The organism is Chitinophaga agri, assembly GCF_010093065.1.
In the GTDB taxonomy this organism is placed as follows: Bacteria; Bacteroidota; Bacteroidia; order Chitinophagales; family Chitinophagaceae; genus Chitinophaga; species Chitinophaga agri.
Window position 1 is genome coordinate 4,033,890 of sequence record NZ_CP048113.1, and the last position, 19,971, is coordinate 4,053,860.

Sequence of the window (19,971 nt, forward strand, 5' to 3'; positions counted from 1 at the left end):
TCTACGATTTAGATTATTTATGATCTAAGCACTTTCTTCAAAGAATCTACGCCCACCGACCCTACAATAATCTCTCTGAACTCCTTTTTCTTATCATATACTGCCATATAGGGATAACCAGGTGCTTTGTAATAAGTAAAAAAGAAAGCATTCATATCTTTTCCAATGGTGACGTTCTTATACTTGTCCAGTTTAAACAACGTATCATACATGTGAATTTCCTTAAAATCGGCTACGCTCACCAAATAAAAACGCACGTCTTTTAGTTCATTCATACGTGTAACGATCTCTTTCGTGAAGGCCTGGCAGTAGGGACAGTCAGGTCCGAAAAAGAACAGCACCACCGGTTTCCCTTTCGGAATATCGGCCGTATTGAACTTCACCGTAGTATCCATCATCTGGATCTTAAAGGCAGGTAGTTCCCTGGCAATTCCCTTTGGTAACGTACGTGGGGGCTTTTCCTTACAGCTGATCATACCAATGATTAGCAGGGCTAAAAACAATACTCTCATCTTTTATGCTATTTTATTGTTGGCTGCTTTCCAGATATAATCTATCAGTAGCAACCCGAAAGAGAAAAATATTAATATCGGCAACATCTGGAACCGCAAGGCAATCTGGGATGCGAACACACTGAATCCGAAATTGATAACCCAAAGACCGAATGCTAACAACAAGCCGATGGATAATGCCTTATTGTGCCGGAATCCTTTCAACATCACGAATCCAAACAGACTGAAGATAAACACGACATTCATCATACCTACCAGGATAGGATAGAAGCTAAGAATAGTTACTTTCAGGTCTTTGAAATGCGTTTTTAACTTCCGGGACTCGTAGCCGAACCACATCTGGCCGATAGGCGCAATACTGTCCTTCCCCATATTGTAAGTATCCAGGAATTCCACCGGTGGAGCGTAGTACTTTAATGTGTTCGGCAACAGATAGTATTGCGTAAAAGTAACCGGATACTGTTTGATCAGGTAGGCACCGTACTCCGAGTACAACGGTCCGACTGACGCCCACTTTCTTAATATATGCGAGGTAGAGTCTTTCTGGAACTTCCGGAACATATACTGTTGCAGAGGCGACTTGGGATCCCACATGTACCAGGTATTGGCAATCATCATTTCCTGCGGATGCATAAAGATATTCCTGGTGGTATCGAAATAGGTCCTAACCATTTTATCCAGCTGTTTGAACTTGGCCGGCATTTTAGGCGGCGGCTCGTCCTGCACAAACCGGTATGCATACAGCGCATTATTAGCCATCTGCCAGCCACTGAATGGCGAGAATTGCCTGATGCCGGTTAACCGGTCATACTGATTGCTGGTATGGTAGACAAACCCTGCGATCAGTATCAGACTGGATAAAATACCGACCACCTTCTGCCGCCATGGCTGACGACTAATGATAAATGCCAGTGCAGCCACTATCGGATAAAACAACGCATTATACCTTACAGTGAATGCCAACAGGATGACAACGGCATGCAGGATGATCAACGTCTTATCAGGCTTATGCAATATCCACAGTAACAAGGTAAACCATACCAGGCTCAGACTCAGGAACAGTGCATCGCTGGATACATAATTAGCGATGTACAGGAATACCGGGTTAAACAGCATGCCTGCGAAGAGTATACCAAAGATCACTTTGCCTGGCCGGTAGAAATACCCCAATGTAAATACCAGCGCCAATGCACCTGATTGTAATAACAGGTATTGCAATGCTACCAGCGCGGTATCAGACTTGGTGAACGTACTAAACAACCGTAAGAACTTGGAATAGCCTATCGGGTAGGTGTTAATATTGAAATTGCCGTAGGCAGATTCCAGGTATACATAAGAGTCTCCGTCGATAAAACCCGCTGATGGATAGAAGTATTTAAATATCAGAAACTGAGCGATTATTCCCAGGCCTGCAAAAAAGATTAACAACTTATTCCATGGCATGTCCCATAGGTATTCTTTGAAGGATAATGCAGGCTTTGGAATAACAGCCGCAGGAGGGGCGTCGGCTTTATCTTTTTCCTCATGGTATTCCTGTTCGGTGTTAATCGCCCAGATATTATCTTTTGACGTAATGCCATCGATGATGTTATCCACAGCCACCATAGCGGTCAACATGGAGTGGTCAGCATTGTTGTATTTATGCATGCCATTGCGCCCTACCAGGAAAAGATTCTCCAGCGTATCAGTATATGCTCTCACCTTATCGAAATGCGCATATGCGCCGAAGTAAGCCGGGTAGGTCTTTTCTACCCTCAGCACAGTACTGTCCAATACATTATCGATAGATGCCAGTCCGATCTTCTGCAGCTCGCTGATAGCGATAGCAGCTATCTCACTGTCAGGTAATTTCCAGAAGTCATCTGTCTCATTACAGAAGAATTCCATCCCCACCCAGGCGGTGTCAGGATCGTTCACCATGTATGGGCTCCAGTTATTGAACAACTGCAGGCGGCCCACTTTCACATCCTTCTCCTGAATGTAGATCCAGGTATCTTCCAGTTTTAACGGCTTCCACTCGCCGGTGTGTTTGTCCAGGAAGGATAATTTCCTTAGCAAGATACCCACGGTGATAAAATCACGGTATTGCAATTTAGAAGCAATATCGCTTACATTGGCGGGCACATTGCCAACAATGCCTCCGATCAGTTCTTTCACCGGCATGGTGCTGAAGAAGTAATCGCCGGTGAGTCTGAGCTCTTCACCGGTTTTATTATTGACAGCGGTAACAGCTGTTACTGTATTATCTTCTGTATAGATGTTCTTCACATCGCAGTGCATGTGGATAATACCGCCCATTTCCTGGACTTGTCTGGCGACTTCTTCCCATAACTGTCCGGGGCCTAACTTCGGATAGAAGAACTTTTCAATCAGACTCGTTTCCGTCCCTTTCTGGGCAATTCCGCCTTCATCTTTTTTCTTCTTTTTGGATAATTCCTGTATCGCGTGCTCTATTGCCTTGCTGATGCTCACGCCTTTGATACGCTGCGCTCCCCATTCTGCCGGGATCTCATCGCAGGGCACTCCCCATACCTTCTCCGTATAATCTTTAAAAAAGAGGTGATATAAGGTCTTACCGAACCGGTTGATCATAAAGTCGGCCAGGCTTTTTTCCGGCTTTTTAGGAAACACCTGCGCCCAGAGATAGGACACCAGGATCGCAATCGTCCTGGCGACGCCTAACTTTTTCAACGTCTCCACCGATAAGGTGATCGGATAAGTGAAAAACTTCCGGAGGAAGTAGATCCTGGATAAGCGGTTTCGCACCAGCATGACTTTATCAGGATCATCACTCTTAATACCAGGAAAGTCCTTCCTGTTGATTTCCCTGGTCTTATTCTGATAGGTGATCTGGTGGCTGTCATTGCCTTCTTCTAATGGCAGGATATTCAGCCACCAATGCATCACCCTGTCCGACTTAGAGAAGAACCGGTGGCCGCCAATGTCCATGCGGTTCCCTTTATAGTTGATCGTCTTCGAGATACCACCTATATCTCCGCTTTTCTCCAATATGACAGGGATAATATCTGTGCGTTGTAGCATCTCATAGGCAGCAGTCAATCCGGCAGGACCTGCTCCTATGATAATGGCTTTTCTTTTAGCATCCATAATGTGGTATTGATAAATGTGAAACAGGGCGCCTCCAATGGGTCATGGTTAACTGTTCTAAAGTACCACAGTATTCATTGTAATTTGTTAGGAGAAAGCGGATAATTATACCGCCGGGTCAGGGAGCGGATCATCTTCTTTCACTGCAGCAGGTTTGGACTCCATGCTTTCCTGGATGACAAAGCCGAGTAGTAAGACAGCAAACGCCAGGGTGAAGATGAACGGGAATGCCTGGTATCTTAGGACGATAGGCGATGCCAGTACGCTAAAGGCCAGGTTGCCCAGCCAGATAGTCAGCATCAGCCAGAGGACTTTTTTATAGTAAGGCGTCACTTTAGAAAAACCTCCCAGTATGACAAAGCCGATAAAGCCAAAGAAAAAGACAACGTTAATCATTGCTAACAGCAATGGAAATACATTCGTAAGCCAGATCGTGTTATCCTTTGAGAAATGGTGGACTTTATTGGACTTATACCCAAACCAGGATACTGCACCGGGATCTACTTCATTTTTTCCCATGTTAAACCATCCCAGGAACTCTGTGGGTGGGGAGTAGTAGTTGATGAAATTCGGCCAGATGTAGTAGCGGAGAAATGCTCCGGGGTGTTGTTTGATCAACCACGTTCCGTATTGCCCATAAAGAGGGGATACCGCCGCCCAACGTTGAAGATAAGGCGTCGTGCTGTCTCTTTTGTATTTCTCAAATAGGTACTGTTTGAGTGGGGCTTTGTCATCCCAGAGATAGTAGATACCTAATTCGGCATCTGGACGGGGGACTTGCCTGAGGCGGTTCAGCGAGTCCATGTGTTTGATGGTGATATTATGGAGGGTCACAAACTGCTTGGGGATATTTGACCTTTGTGGTGGAACATGCGCATACATGAACAGCGCATTACTCCCCATCTGCCAACCTCCAAAAGGGGAGAAGGTCGCGACACCGAGTCTTTCTTTAAAGGTCAATGTGGTATATAGCACAAACCATCCTACAGGGAGGATTACAATAGCTATTTTCAACAATTTCTCTTTGAATGAGTCCCGGGTGGTAAGAAAGACCAGGATGCTGATAAATGGGTAATATAAGGCGTTATAGCGTACGGAAAAGACAAAACCGAGTATGAGGGCATGGGCGATTAGCATCTTGGCATTTGGGGCGTATAAGAGCCAAAAAAGGCTGGTGAGCCAGAGAAGGCTGAGGGTAGCGAACAGGGCATCGCTGGAGACGAAGTTAGCGATGTATAGCCAGAGTGGGTTTAAGACTAGTAATGCGAAGATAATTCGCATGAGCCATTTACCGGGTTGTAGTAAATAGTTGATGGAAAACAGGAAGAATAGTATGGAGAATTGTAATAGGGTGTATTGGATGAGGACTAAGGCGGTGTCGGATCTATTAAATACGCTAACAAAGCGGAGGAACTTTGAGTATCCTACCGGCCACATGTTAATGTTGACGTTATTGAATGCAGCGTCTATGTAGGAGTAGGAATCAGGGAGAAAATTCGGAAATGGATATAATTTGAGAATAATCGTTATGCAAATAGCTGATAATAGCATTGATAGGAGTAATAACCACCTGTGTTCACGGCTGTACCAGATGCTCTGGATAAATTCCTTTGGAAGTAATGGGGTTGAAAACGTCATATGGATGAATGTTAATGTTCCGGTTGGAGAGGAAGTTACATAGGGAGGAGGGAATATTAGTTATTAGATAGGGAATTGTTTGGTGTAATTAGACATAATAGTTCCCATCTATAATTTCTTGAAACCACGTAAGATAATAACAATGCAGGATACAGAAAATCCTGTCATTCTAGTAAAAAAAAGCTTTCTACTAAAACAAAAAAAAAACAACGCTCTAACTTCGTAACATGAAATCGCTTATTAAATTTTCAATACTATAATTAGAATATTTTATTCGTGAGCAGGACTATAAAAGTGTCCAGGTGTTACGTTCACAGCGAGTTATTGTAATAAATCAATTTTCATATTTCATAAAGCTCAATCAGACAGTGGTACTTAACAACTATTTAAGCATTTAGAATTAATCCAAGCTCTGACGAAAAGACTAAATTATAATGGCACCTCAGTAACAGTATACTTTACAATTCTATACTAGCAAGAAATAATGTGCGCTAAATAATATAATTTCTTAAATACTAAAACATACAATATGAAAAAAGCCAAAATAATTCTCGTATTAGTTTCGTTATTAGCTGCAGCCGGAGGTGTATTCTCATATAACACAATCAAGGCCATGCGTAACATGAGGCCTGCATATACTTATACTGGCGGAATTACCTGGACCAGTACCACCATAGGCATAAAAATATATAGTACAACAATTCCTGTGTGCGTAACTCTTTCAATTCTTGGCAAAACTGCATATGTGACTAATGTAGGCATACCTGCCGCCGACGTATATACCACTGCCAATGCGAATACTATATTTACTACAACAACTGCCGTAGGAGGTCCAACCGTGAGTACAACTCTACCGATAACTATTTGCAACACCCATGCCCCATTGACCAACACGCTAGCCACGACTCTCCAGTAACGACAAAATAAAATCTCTGAATATTCTACAGAATGCCTATAACGTGACCATGATTTTACTGGTAAGCAAACTGCACGGGCTGGCTACAAAATTGTTATTATATATAATCTATTATCTATCCGTTGAAGTAACTAGAAAAGTTGTAAATAAGCAACTCCTTACAAAATCACCTAATTACAAACAAAGTTCCATGAAAAAAGCAAAAATAGCACTTATTGGGATCATTTTCTTAACAGTAGGTGGAGGCGCACTTGCATTCAAAGTTGTTCGTGGCTTGAATCCGGCCTACACCTACTTAGGTAGCACTACATGGATTAGCACAGTAGTAGGAACTTTGGTTTACAGCACTACTGCTCCTGTATGCGTACGCCTTTCTATCGGCCCATCAATCGCATTTATCTCTAACGTTGGAATTCCGGCCCAAGATGTTTACAGAACGACTTTAACTAACACAGTATTTACAACAACCACATCTTTCGGCGGACCAACAGTAAGTACAACCCGACCAACTACTATTTGTCATATTTGTTGTCCATTGGCTCAAACGTTTATAAGTACGATTCAATAAAGCTCAGAGGTGAGTGTTTAAACTAAAGAGGAGTATTCAAAGCTGAGATACTCCTCTTAAATATACCAAGTCTATATTGTTGACTTTATTTTATCTACGCTTGGTAAACCTTGTCATTAGCATATTGGAAGCCAGTAATTAAATTACACCATGATCATTTACGATAGTTTGTATTTGCCTTTCAAACAAACAACATCAGCGTCACACATTTAAAAAAATATCAGTATCAGTATCTTGTGATATTTCAAGTAGGCCGATTTCATGTTATACCATAAATAACTCTCGCTGATATGAGAATATGCAGACCAGTATGAATATTCAAAATGAAGCCATTAAAACTATAATTATACTTATAAAATTGTATATAGTTTACCGGTCTTTCGATACAATTTTTCCGTATTATGCACCGAAATAGGATTAGCTGTCATATAAACTACTAAAGAGCTTAAATACCATATTGACCAATAATACTGCTAGGAAATAATGATAACTATTCCGAGCATGCCACATCAATTCAACAGATTTCCACCCTTAATGCGAATAATAACAGCATAAATAAAAAGCTATGAGAGAGAACACACTTATCAAAAAACAAATCGTTCAACATCCATTTTCTATTTCGTTTCATTACCAAGCGGATTACGCCTAAAGTTAGAAATTCCAGGCTGTTTCATCCATTGTGGAAATAAATTATTCTTTAAATAATATGAAAAAAACTGTTGTTGCCTCAAAGCAAAGTCCAATATATTATCGGGGTTATCTAATGTATGCCCTTCTCCCTCATATTGCAATAACCAGACAGGTTTCTTTTGTCTCCTTAAAGCGACATACATCTCCAAAGCTTGAGCAAAATCTACAGCACCATCATCCTTATTATGCATTATCAACAATGGTGTTTTAACATTAGCTACTTTAAAAATAGGACTGTTTTCAATATACAAGTCCGGACTTTCCCACGGAGTTGTTCTCATATTATTCTGCCCCACCTCATATAAATGAGCAAAATTACCACCTAATGAACTATATCCGCTAATAAAGTCAGAAACCCCAGCAGATGCCTGCGCAGCAGCAAAATGATTTGTATTTGTCATCAACACATAGGTTTCGTATCCCCCGAAACTATGTCCCTCCAATCCCATTCTATTAGTATCAATCCATTGAAATTCCTTAAGTTTTTTGATAGATGACGTTACAGATTCTACGATTCCTTTTGCAGGTCTACCAGGTGGTATATAGACATCAGGTAAGAAGACCAAATAACCGTTACTTACATACCATGCTATATTTAAGGCTCCGGGACTAGGCTCCGGTGTTCTAAATAAATTCAACTGATAACTAAGCTTTTCATAATAGTGAAAAATTATAGGATATTTCTTTGTAGAATCGAAGTCCTCAGGCTTATACAAAATACCATGCAATTCTCTTCCATTATTCAAGTTCCATTTAACGAGTTTAGCAGTCATCCAGTTATAATTTCCCTGAGGCCGAATGTTTGACAGTATTTTAAACTTTTTAAAATCTCTTGTCACGCATATGTTAGGGGCAAAAGAAGTACTCATGTATTGCAATATATAAGTATTACCATACTTGGCCCTAATTGGCTCTTTAGGAGTTCTCTCAACGAATAACCAAGGGAAATAATATATTCCATCACTCATATGAGTGATGTCAGGTTTATTCTCTTTACCTACCATGACCCTACATAGACCATTTCTCTTTGTTTCAGTATCAAAAGTTGCTAGGAGAAGGGTATCGCCGATCTTGGGTGATGGATATGCATATTCATTTGCAGCTAATCTAAATATAATTTTATTCTTTTGCCCGATACCTCCAGTAATATTTATTGGACTCTTCAGCCCATATGGATCAACCTGCCAAATATCGTATTGATCATAGACTAACAATCCTCTATCATCCGCAAGCCAAAAATATCCATAAGTAGATCCAGCCAAATCCGCATATGTCTCATCAATACCAGCACCTAATTGAGATGGTATATCCGATGTTATACATCTAATTTTTCCATTAGCTATCTCATACGTAAAATAATTTCCAACGTGATAGTCATACCATGAAACAAACGCCTCTTTTGAAGAAAGCTTAGGAGGCATTGTATACACTGGACCATCACTTATTATTTCCTTACTTTCACCAGTCATTACGGAAATGAGTTCGTATTTCTTTTTATAGCTGTTCCAATTCTGTTCTCCGGAATTACCGATAGTATTTGTTATTACAAACTCATTACCGATTCCATTTCCACCTATGACTGATGTGGAATCCGGCTTTTCAAGTATAATTACATTTTTGCTTTCAACTCCCACAGCTGCAAATACTTCAACCGATCTATTTTGAGCCATTCCAGATAGGGTTGACTGCATAAAGTCATCCTTATAATGCCATAATTTAAGCGTTGGCTTTAGAAAAAAATTCCTATCCCAATCATCTCGAACATGGCTATTCATCTGCATAATCAAGCCAAAAAATATTTTCTTTGAATCTTTTGAAAAATATGGTGCTCTAAAAGATAGTTCTCGTCCATCTTTTAAATACTTTTCTCCTCCAATTAGTTCAACCGGCTTCCAAAAATCACTTTTGTAATAAAACAGACTCTTTACACCATTAATTATCGGGCAGAATACAATTCCTGTCCCATTTTTATCGAAAACGGGGTTACCTGATATTTTTCCATGTATTATTCTACTCACTTTTAAAGTGGATAGATCCACCCAATCTAAGGATGAATCTCCTACTATAAGCATCACTGTGCCCTGCGAATTAAACAAAGAAACTTTTCCTTCATTAAAATCAAAGGTTCGCCCTCTAGCCAAATCATGTAAGTATATCCTACCATCGGAACGATAACTTAAAAATTGAGGTCCTCCTTCCGTAGTTACCGAAAAAGAAGAGACTTTGATTATTTTCCTCCGGTTAAAATTACTGAGCTTAAGAACATTTAATGTATCAGCAGTAAGAAATATTGCATACTTGCTATCAGCTGTAAACTTAGGATCTCCAATTATAAAAGGATAGGTCACTGAAAAAGAATCAACTACAGACTTTACTACAACACTTATTCCTTCTGACAATGAACCATGATTATACCATACAAATTTACCATCATTACTGATATCATAATTTACTAACGCGTCCCAATTTTCGTACGATTGATTATTAAGTGGAGTTTTCTGGGCTAAAGATGAGATTGAAAAAAAACTAAAACAGGCAGTAACTATTTTTCTTAGACCTATTCTCCGCAGCAGTAAGCAGATCTTCATATAATGATATGTTTTTAATATTTCTAAATCAAAGTAATGTAACAAACAATCATAGTTAGATGACATTAAATGTATCCCTTAATGTAATACACTTCTTGGCCGTTATTCAGTATAAACATGAATCTTATCTTCAGATCAATAGAGGTTCGGAATGTCTTCTAGATTAAATATAATAATACTACATGACAATATCGAATAAACCAAAATCACATAAACTATCTCTCTATCTGCAAACTAGAATGCTTATCTCCTAAATGACAATTACTATATAAAAACTAATTTTGAAGGAGATTAAGAGCTGAACACAGAGTAAATATAAAACTTTAATATATCGTTGCGCAACAATGGGGATACCGAAAACCATTAGAAAAGAGTAGGTAATTTAAACAACCCTTGTCTACATTCGTAGACAAAAAATTTCTCTCATATGAAAAAGGCAAGAATAATTCTTACGTGTGTAGCTTTTATGGCTGTAGTTGGAGGCGCATTTGCTTTTAGCGTTCTACGTAACACTCGTCCAGCTTACAGTTTCGCTGGTGGAACTACTTGGACCAGCACATTAGTTGGCACGAAAGTGTATAGCACTACTGTTCCTTTATGTCTACCAAGGTCAATCGTTGCGTCTAGAGCATACGTAAGCAATGTTGGTATACCAGCTACCGACGTATATACAACCACATTGGCTAATACAATATTTACTACCACAACTACGACCACGCCAGGTGCACCAACTGTTAGCACAACGTTACCTGCTACTTTTTGTAATACACTGGCTCCATTAGCCAACACTCTTATCACTACTATTCAATAATTGATAAACAATAAGGATAACAGTTGGGCGACAACTAACTGCTATCCTTATTTTAATACCCTTGATTCTGCTTCAAACTAGGATTAAGTCTTAAATCCCTCTCTGGTATAGGAAACAATGCCCTATAAGAGCTCCATTCACTGCCTTTTTTAGGCGAAACCTTCATCATTACACCATCAACAAGTTTATTCCTTTTCAAATCCATCCATCGATGGCCCCATTCTGCGAATAATTCCACTTGACGTTCATGTAATATTCTATCTAATATTAGATCTGCGTTATTGACTAAAATTGGTTGCAAACCAGCTCTTCGCCGGATTATATTAAGATCACTTTTAGCATCTTCAAGAAGACCAAGTACAGCCTTTGCCTCGCTTCTTATAAGATATAATTCTGAAAGACGTATGACACTCAAATATTCGCTCTTATCACCTTCTAACTTATTCTGCCTGTATTTAAATGGATAGTTATAAACCTGCGTTGCTGATGAATATCTCCTTACCCAAGTATTGAGTCTATTATCGCCAGACTCAAATGCATTAATTAAAAAATCACTGATCCAAGCAGGGTTTTCACGTTCATTGGGATCTCTTTCTAGCACAAACACCCGCGCATCGAAAGTACCATAATATGTCGCATCCGGATTATTGTACATAGGCTGTAGTTGCCAAATACTTTCTTTACTATTCTTTAAAAAAACATCACTGAGAGGCACTGTATCATATAGCTCCTTATTATTTATCACATCATTCGATTCATTTATAGCATTTTCCCAATCGCCAATATATAAATAGACTCTTGCGAGTAATGCAGCGGCGGCCCATTTGTTAGGCCTCAGACGTTCGTAAGTTGTCGAAATAACATTGGCATCAAGATATTCCTCACTTAGTAATAACTTCGCTTCATTTAAATCACTTAATATTTGTTTATAAACCTGAGCTACTGATACTCTTGGCGAAGATTGATTCTCACGATAGTCAGCAGTGATTAACAAGGGAACATCTCCGTACAGATTAACAAGATAAAAATAGCAAAAAGCTCTTACAAATTTAGCTTCTCCTAGTAGATGTCGCTTAACATTATCGGATAAAGTAGTACTTCTCGTTACACCATCTATTATCGCATTAACTTTATATATAAATTTATATAGAGATGCCCAAAATCCGCCACCGCTGCCAATATCAATATAGTTCGTGTAAAAATTCATTAATCCGCTAGTAGGATAAACTGTCAATTCATCGGCTGCGGCGCCGCAGCTAATTGATACACCAGATACTCCCTGTGAAAAACTTGTTTTCTGAACCAAGTCATAATACACACCTGTCATTGCTGCAGCAGCCGAAGTATTGGAACGATATACATATCTTGCAACAATTTTATCTTGGGGATCTCCGACATCAAGAAATTTATCGCAAGAAATATTAAAAAACATTAAAAATATCGCAATCACATATTTATACATCTTCATTTCCTATTTTTTCTAGTTGATGGAAAGTTGAATACCCGCAGTAACTACTCTTAACGGGGGCAACGAATAAACGGATTGAGTTTCCGGATCCCAACCGGGATAGTTACTAATTGTAAATAAATTTTGGCATTGGATATAGAGTCGACCCTTATTTACCCCTATCTTTCTCCTCACAATTTCAGGAATCTGCCACGATATGGCCAAATTCTTACATCGCAAGAAAGATGCGTCAATATATGCCATGTCACTCGTTGTAACAACTCGCTGATATGGATCTGTAATAAATCCGTTTTGACTGAACCGCTGTCTCTCTGAAACATCTCCAATATTCTTCCATCTTTTGAGTGCGTCTAAAGGTTGATTTCTAATTGTTCCAGGAGTCCACATTACATTATATAAACTATTTAAGCCATTTTGCTTAACATATTGAAATAAAAAATCAATATTAAAGTTTCCTATCCTAACAGTATTCTGAATTCCTCCGAAGAAATTTGGTGCGATATCAATCTTATTATTAGGCACAGCTTGGCTAAACTCTACTGCTTTTCCGTCAATTCCTTTAAAAAGATAGTCTCCGGTTGCTGGATTCACACCCATTACATTAAATACTAGCACCTCAGATAACGATCCGCCTTCAAGCGCAAATAATCCACCGTTTCCCTCATATGAGACTAGCTTATTGCGTGATCTAGAGAAGTTGAAAGCTGTAGACCATTCAAAATTTTCATTTCTAATATTCTTAGTAACAAAACTAGCTTCAACACCTTTATTCTCCAAAACAGCTGGCAGATTACCTGTAATAAAATCAACACCCACCATACTTGGTTGTGGATAACCAATTAATTGATCGGTTGATCGATTGCGATAATAACTAATGGATAAGGAAACCCTGTCTTTCAAAAAACTTGTTTCTATTCCTAATTCGGCCTTACGCGTCAACTCCCATTTGTAATCAGGATTAAACATTCCAATTACTCGTAATCCTTTCATACCTTGATAAGACTGTTGAACGTACTCATATCTGTCTAGATACTCGTAGTCTCCAATTTGATCATTACCAGTGGTCCCGTAGCTAGCTCTTAACTTACCATAACTTAAAAATGACAATTTTTCTTTGAAAAAGCTCTCTTCTGAAAAAATCCAGCCAGCCCCAATAGCATAAAATGTATTATAACGCTCCCTTGGACCAAAACGACTGCTACCATCTCTTCTAGTTGTAAGGTTTAGCAGATATTTGCTAAACAACTCATATCCAATCCTACCAAATACTGATAGATATTTATACTTGCTTCCTGTACCATAGGAATAGAAGAAGTTTGCTGAGGCGGGATTTCGGATTAATGCATCGTCTGTAATATCAGAAGCATCGGTACGTAAAGAAGATAGATTATCGCCCAATAATGTCCCACCGATTAGCCCGTTTAATTGACCTGGGCCTAATTTCTCAGAAATTGATACTTGCGGCTCTAATATCCATGATGATTTTTTAGTATTTGCATAAGTTGCGCTAGCCCTTGCCCAGCTTTGATTCGCCGGATCATATCCTGCAATTGGCCGTCCTTCAAATGTATTTATATTTATATCGTTATATCCAACACTTACCTTCAATGATATACTCCTCCATACTCTATAATTCATATCCAACCTACTTACTAAATTCTTGGTATTAGTTTCAGTGATTCCACTTACTAATATCTCAGCTAGCGGATTAGACCAGGTTGAATTTTCCCAATTTAAATTACCATTTGAATCGTACAAGGTAGGTGCATTGGGTGGCAAATCTAAAAAAGAACCGTAGTTAGCAGTAGGTAGATTATTTTTCCTTGCAGAATAGCTTCCAGTTAGCCCAACGCTAAACTTTTGATTCGGAGATCTCCCTGTAATACTAAAATGGGATCCGCCATTAGTTGCAGAAAAATCGCCTGGAAAAACTGTTGTTTCCCGATGATAATTGCCACCTACGAGATATTGAATTATATCATTTCCTCCCGTTACCGACATTTGAGCGTCAGTATAATTGGCACTACCGCCAATGAACATTTTCTGCCAATCTGTATACCTGGTTGTATCCCATATCAATAGGTCGGGAGCATTTTGAATATTGGGACTCTCTTTATCATTCATAAATGCTTCGTGCCTCATTTGCAAATATTGTTTGGTATCCATTAACTCGCGCATTTTTGATACTCGTGAAATACCATGGGAGACATTTATATCTAACTTCGCAGATCCAGACTTGCCTTTTTTCGTTGTAATTAAAACGACTCCATTTGCTCCTCTCGATCCATAAATAGCAGTCGCATCTGCGTCTTTTAGTACATCAATACTTTCAACATCGGCAGGATTTATGAAATTCAAGGCAGATATTTCTCCTCCCATGGATCCAAAACTTGATAGACCGGATATATTTCCCGGATAAGGAATACCGTCAACTATAATTAAAGGCTGAGTACCTTTGGCTATACTATTTTGACCACGTATTTGTATTCTTACTGGTCCTCCCTGCACTCCTGTGGTTTGCGTTATTGTCATCCCTGGAACCCTTCCCTGCAATGCCAATAGTGGGTCCGTGATAGGCTGCTTGGCTATATCTTCAGCTTTAACAGATGTAACATTGCCCGTATAAAAACGTCGACTAGTAATCTGATAACCAACAATTACCGGCCCATTCAACTCATCAATCTTCTCATCCATACTCACATTAACAACTCGAGAATTAGCAAGTGCTTCCTTCTTTCCAAATCTAACATGAGAAATTACAAGAATCGCATTTGCTTCAACACCTGACAACGTAAACCTCCCTTCGCCATTCGTCATTGTCCCATGCTTAGTCCCCTTAACTATAACTGTCGCTCCAGGTATCGGCGTACCATCCACATCCAATACCTTCCCCGAAATAGTTAACAACTCCACATCCGCATTCCCAACACTCTCCCTCCTCTTCAACGTCACCATCTCATCCCTATACACCCACTCCACCCCCTTCTTCCCCACCAACTCCTCCAACACCTCATCCAGCGCTACCTTTTCAAACTCCACACTCACCTTCTCATTCACATCTATGATCTCATTCGCATACATAAACCTCAAACCCGTCTGTTTCTCTATCTGTTTAAACACCTTTCCCAGCGCCAGGTCTTTTGCAACCACCGTCACTTTTTGCTTTCCGGTCTGGTCAGTGCCAGTCGCGGCGTTCGCAGCAAACGAAAAAAACAACATAAACACAGACAAGCACCTGAGGATCAGGTTGCTCCGAGGCGTAGAGATGAGCATAAGAGTTAATTGAGTTGGTTTTTGTAATAACGCATAGTATTAAACGCCGTAGCTAAACGACATGACAATTCCACTATTTTCAACGGATAATAAACAGATAAATAATAAACGATTAGCTAGTTAGACTTTGATTGTCTGATTGGTTCAAAACTTCCAATGATTAGTTTCCAACGATATGTTCGTGATAAAAAATTCTGAGTCGGTTCCACTGATAAAGGGTAGTCGCTTTCAAAAATAAAAAGTACTCTCAAGATTTAACAGAAATTTAAAACCTTAACAAACGATGGAAAATCTGCATCTGTTAACACCGCATTAACTACTCGCAATTTGAGATTCAGTAGCTTAGCAAGTGTACAAAATACGTTCATTGTCTGTGCTCCCCAACCATTTATTATCCCTTGAATGCCATATACAGCTTATTGTATAACTACTTATTCTGTTCCTAGTATGCAAGCACTTGACGGTTACAACGATGAACATCTCTTCAGCCTCTTACAGGAAGGCAGCGAAGCCGCTTTCAACACGATATTCGCCCGCTACAGCCGGCGCTTATATCTGGAAGCGTACAACCGTTTACAAGACGAGGATGAAGGCAACGACATTGTGCAGGAAGTCTTCTGTTGGCTATGGGATAAGCGCAAAAGCCTGGACACACCGCAATGCCTGAAGGCTTATCTTGTACAGGTGGTTCGGTATAAGTGTATCGACCTGATCCGTAAGAAGACCAGTACAAGAGGCAAGAAACAGCAATACACCTGGCTGGCAGATACCTACACCACCACCACTCCTATAGAAACGAAGGAACTGGGCCGCCAGTTAGCCCTGGCGATCGATAGTATTACCCCTGCCAGCAGACTTGCCTTCGAACAATTATACATCCATAAAAAAAGCCTCAAAGAAATTGCAGACCAGATGGAGATCAACGTCCAGTCTGTAAAGAACCACATTCACCGCGCACTGAAAGTGCTGCGCGAGAACCTGAAACACAGTTTATCATAAGTACTTTTTGCGTCTTCTTCCGACTCTTTAAGTACCATGATTGATGAAAGCCACATTGAACAGCTGGTGCTGGACGAATTAGGCGGTATCATTACACCCGAAGACAGCGCCACCCTCAAAAAACTGCTCGAAGACGAACCGGAAGCCCGTATTATCCGAAACGCTATCTACGAACAGTTCTCAGGTCCTGAAGAACAGGCCTTCCTGGCCCTGTTGCCGGAGCATTTGCCCATAGAAAAAGTATGGGCGAAGATCCAGCGAAGGAAATGGATCCGCGTCACCGTACGCACGACACTGACTATCGTGCTCCTGGCACTCGCTGCCCCGAGCCTGTATATATTATTTTTCAAGCCGACAAAGCCGGAAGAGCCTAAGGCAAGCGTCCATGGATTGTCCCTCCAAACTGTTGCACTGCAGCTGCCCGATGGCGAAATCGTCAATCTGGGCAGCGCGCAGCAGCAAGTACAGGTAGGTGATGTTACCCTCAGCGCGCAGCAGAAAGAACTCTCTATAAAAGGAAATACATCCGGAACAGGTATTGCCACCATCACCGTTCCTCCCGGAAAAGACTATAAAATAAAACTGGCCGACGGCTCCGAAGTACAACTCAATTCCGCGTCAAAAATGAATTTCCCGGTAGCCTTTAACGGTACTACCCGAGAGATCACCATCACAGGCGAAGCCTATCTATCCATTTCCAAAGATGCCAAAAGACCCTTCATTGTCCATCTCCCGAATTCCACCATCCATGTACTGGGTACCGAATTTAACGTCAACACCTACGATAATACTTACGAACAGATCTCGCTCGTCACCGGCGCTATCACACTGAAAGCTGACACTTCCACGATCATATTGAAACCAGGATTCTCAGCCCGATACCAGAAAGGTCAAAGCGCGCAGGTCTCCCGTTTCGATGCAGAAGAAATATTGGCGTGGAGAGTGGGTACTTATGTGTTCCGCGCAACGACTATAGGCGATTTGTGTAAGGTAATGCAAAGATGGTACGGAATAAATGTCGTATACGACAATCCCAATACCGGCCAACGCCGCTTCACAGGGTATATCGATAAATCCAGGCCCATCCGCCATTTCCTGGATGACTTAGCATACACTGGACACTTCAATTATTACTTTGATAATGACAGTGTCTTACACATCAGATAGGTTACAGGATCTTTATTTTTTCTTATGCAGTTTTGAATCTAAAATGATGTTATTTCACGAGGAAAAGCTATTATTGTCAGTGAAAAACGGGGATGCAAATGCTTTTGCTTCTCTCTATGAAACGTATCGTCCGCAACTGCTAACGGAAGCATACCACAAAGTACGCAACCAACACGAAGCGGAAGATATGGTACAGGAGATCTTTACATCTTTATGGCAACGGCGCGGGCAACTGTCGATCACCATCTCTCTGAAACATTACCTGTTCAGGGCCGTGCATCTGCAATACGCCTATAAGTGCCGCCGCAATGAGGTCGCCCGTAGATTTGTGTCACACACTTACTACACCTCCACAGATAGTGCCGTTCCGCAGAACCTGGAAAACAAAGAACTGGGACAGCAGATCCGCAAAGCAGCGACCTACGTATCCGCACCGGCATGCAGAAAAGTATTTGAGTTATTATACCTGCAGGACTGGAGCCATAAAGAAATTGCACAGGATATGAACATTCAGCCACAGGTTGTAAAAAACCAGGTCAGCCGTGCACTCAAAGTGATTCGTACCCGACTGAGAGAAGTTGTATAAGTAGTTAGTCCCATCTATTTAAAGAAACTAAATAACCATATATGGGTACTTCACTATCTGGCAATAATAAAATACTGTCATTTGACCGGCCTAATCCCTCCTACATTTCACCAGCCAATATCCCGGAGGAATATGAATCACTCCTCATTCCTGCCGCAGGCGCCTACTTCCGCGAAGACGAAGAAATAGCTGTCCTGACACAAAACATCGACTTTGGCCCATTCTCTCTCTGGATACACGATATCTGGGCAAAAAAGGACGTAGTAGTATGTCCCTACATCCCCAAACATATCTGGTCCCTGCACGGCCTGTATGAAGATAGCCTGCACCTGGAAAGTCCGGACCTGCCCAGCTATCTGCTGGAAGAAAAAGAATTTAATTTCTTTAACCTCCCCGCTGGCATGCATCGCATTCCCATGGCGGCCGGAAAGAAAACGCTGTCTATACACATCAATATAGAAAAGGAAACATTACAGTCCATGTTGGAAGAATTTCCGGGACTGGAACCCCTGACAAAATTAGACAGAAAAGATGCGGGCACTCTCAACGCCTATCCCTACAACAGTAATCCCATCTGCGATTTCCTGATGGAGAAACTACTCTCCTGCAAATACCCGGCAAAGCGGGCACACCCTTACATGTTCCGCATCTGCATTGATCTGCTGAGGAATGTCGCTACGCAGGAAGCAGCTTTACATGAACCACTAATGATCGACAGTCTGCTCAACACCGACAACATCCTTCATCTATTCGCCTACATCAAAGAACATCCGTTCAGGAAACATACTGTCTCACAACTAGGCTATATGTTCCATATCGATGGGAAAAAAGTAGGTTTCGAGTTTAAACAGCATTTCGCCGTATCTATACACGACTTCATGCATACTGCCAGAATGATGCTCATCTATGAGATCATGCAAAGTCAGACATCTCCGATCGAAGAGATTGCGAAGCTGACTGAATTCCCCAACGTCATGAACATGATGATGCAGGTAGCCGACTATTACGCCTGTAACAGAAGCGCTACTTATCAATGATCGCACGGATCGTATCCAGCGGCATCGCTCCTAAATTCGCACGTTTGATCTGCCTGTCTTTATCATAGAACACCAGCAAAGGATAGGCCTGTCCGCCGTAATACCGGAAGAATGTATTATTATAATCCAACCCCAGTTTCACGTTCGGGAATTGCTCCACATTGTATTTGTCCTGGTATACTTTTACATCATGAAACGAACCGGCACTGAGGAATAACAGATTCACATCCTTCAACGTATCTATCGATGCAAGCATCTTCTGCGTCAGTGTATCACATGGCAAACATCCCGGTCCATAGTAGTACAACAAAGTAGGACGCCCCTTCGCCAGACTGTCCGTGCTGTATTTGGTCACGGTATCTCCCTTTAATAATATGATCGATGGCAATGCTTTGGGATCTTTCGGTAAATCGTCGGCATCGGGAACAGTGGTACAGCTGGCGAATCCCAGGGTCAATAAAAGGAGTAGCTGTTTCATATAGCTTATGATGGTTAACAACGGGTAATATAACTTCATTCACCGGGATGATACTTAGGAGATAGCGATTATCAGAAATTGTCCTTATCTCCTAACTATTCCTCCCGGTGTACCACCTACCTTTAAAAGACC

At 40.9% G+C, this 19,971-nt stretch carries 13 protein-coding genes; 6 read left to right on the plus strand and 7 right to left on the minus strand.

The genetic code is table 11. The features are described from left to right. Nucleotides 1-17: 17 nt before the first annotated feature. The 3 genes from GWR21_RS15990 to GWR21_RS16000 all read right to left on the minus strand — a co-directional run bounded on the left by GWR21_RS15990 (nt 18) and on the right by GWR21_RS16000 (nt 4,901). The gene (locus GWR21_RS15990) at nt 18-512 is read right to left on the minus strand and encodes a TlpA family protein disulfide reductase (RefSeq protein ID WP_162332723.1); all 495 of its coding nucleotides are present in this window, start codon (nt 510-512) and stop codon (nt 18-20) included. Between the two features lie 3 nt (nt 513-515). Further along, a complete protein-coding gene (locus GWR21_RS15995; protein ID WP_162332724.1) occupies nt 516-3,620 on the minus strand; it encodes an NAD(P)/FAD-dependent oxidoreductase in 3,105 nt (1,034 codons plus the stop codon). A gap of 105 nt (nt 3,621-3,725) precedes the next feature. Then, entirely contained in the window at nt 3,726-4,901 is a 1,176-nt protein-coding gene (locus tag GWR21_RS16000; protein ID WP_162332725.1) for a hypothetical protein, read from the minus strand. A gap of 886 nt (nt 4,902-5,787) precedes the next feature. Between GWR21_RS16000 and GWR21_RS16005 the strand changes: the two genes are divergently transcribed. Together GWR21_RS16005 and GWR21_RS16010 are read left to right on the plus strand one after the other, a co-directional pair. Next, a complete protein-coding gene (locus tag GWR21_RS16005; RefSeq protein WP_162332726.1) occupies nt 5,788-6,174 on the plus strand; it encodes a hypothetical protein in 387 nt (128 codons plus the stop codon). 190 nt (nt 6,175-6,364) lie between these two features. After that, nucleotides 6,365-6,742 (plus strand): hypothetical protein, encoded by a 378-nt coding sequence (locus GWR21_RS16010; RefSeq protein ID WP_162332727.1) that lies wholly within the window; start codon nt 6,365-6,367, stop codon nt 6,740-6,742. Nucleotides 6,743-7,356: 614 nt separating this feature from the next. Here GWR21_RS16010 and GWR21_RS16015 read toward each other — a convergent pair. The 3 genes from GWR21_RS16015 to GWR21_RS16025 all read right to left on the minus strand — a co-directional run bounded on the left by GWR21_RS16015 (nt 7,357) and on the right by GWR21_RS16025 (nt 15,572). Further along, nucleotides 7,357-10,020, minus strand: a complete 2,664-nt coding sequence (locus GWR21_RS16015) for an alpha/beta hydrolase family protein (RefSeq protein WP_162332728.1) — start codon at nt 10,018-10,020, stop codon at nt 7,357-7,359. An 863-nt stretch (nt 10,021-10,883) separates the two neighbouring features. Further along, entirely contained in the window at nt 10,884-12,299 is a 1,416-nt protein-coding gene (locus tag GWR21_RS16020; protein WP_162332729.1) for a RagB/SusD family nutrient uptake outer membrane protein, read from the minus strand. A gap of 12 nt (nt 12,300-12,311) precedes the next feature. Continuing rightward, nucleotides 12,312-15,572, minus strand: coding sequence for a SusC/RagA family TonB-linked outer membrane protein (locus GWR21_RS16025; RefSeq protein ID WP_162332730.1), 3,261 nt, complete (start codon nt 15,570-15,572; stop codon nt 12,312-12,314). A 447-nt stretch (nt 15,573-16,019) separates the two neighbouring features. Between GWR21_RS16025 and GWR21_RS16030 the strand changes: the two genes are divergently transcribed. The 4 genes from GWR21_RS16030 to GWR21_RS16045 are packed head-to-tail and all read left to right on the plus strand — an operon-like array spanning nt 16,020 to nt 19,361. After that, on the plus strand, nt 16,020-16,571 hold the full coding sequence (locus GWR21_RS16030; protein WP_162332731.1) for an RNA polymerase sigma factor: 552 nt from the start codon (nt 16,020-16,022) through the stop codon (nt 16,569-16,571). A 36-nt stretch (nt 16,572-16,607) separates the two neighbouring features. After that, nucleotides 16,608-17,738, plus strand: a complete 1,131-nt coding sequence (locus tag GWR21_RS16035; protein WP_162332732.1) for a FecR domain-containing protein — start codon at nt 16,608-16,610, stop codon at nt 17,736-17,738. 43 nt (nt 17,739-17,781) lie between these two features. Next, nucleotides 17,782-18,324, plus strand: coding sequence for an RNA polymerase sigma factor (locus tag GWR21_RS16040; protein ID WP_162332733.1), 543 nt, complete (start codon nt 17,782-17,784; stop codon nt 18,322-18,324). A gap of 41 nt (nt 18,325-18,365) precedes the next feature. Then, nucleotides 18,366-19,361 carry a helix-turn-helix transcriptional regulator gene (locus tag GWR21_RS16045; protein WP_162332734.1) on the plus strand — a complete coding sequence of 332 codons (996 nt, stop codon included), beginning with the start codon at nt 18,366-18,368 and terminating at the stop codon, nt 19,359-19,361. On the opposite strand, the gene GWR21_RS16050 is transcribed toward GWR21_RS16045, so the two are convergent. Then, nucleotides 19,348-19,839 carry a TlpA family protein disulfide reductase gene (locus GWR21_RS16050; protein WP_162332735.1) on the minus strand — a complete coding sequence of 164 codons (492 nt, stop codon included), beginning with the start codon at nt 19,837-19,839 and terminating at the stop codon, nt 19,348-19,350. The two genes, GWR21_RS16045 and GWR21_RS16050, sit on opposite strands and share 14 nt — an antisense overlap. Nucleotides 19,840-19,971: the final 132 nt, after the last annotated feature.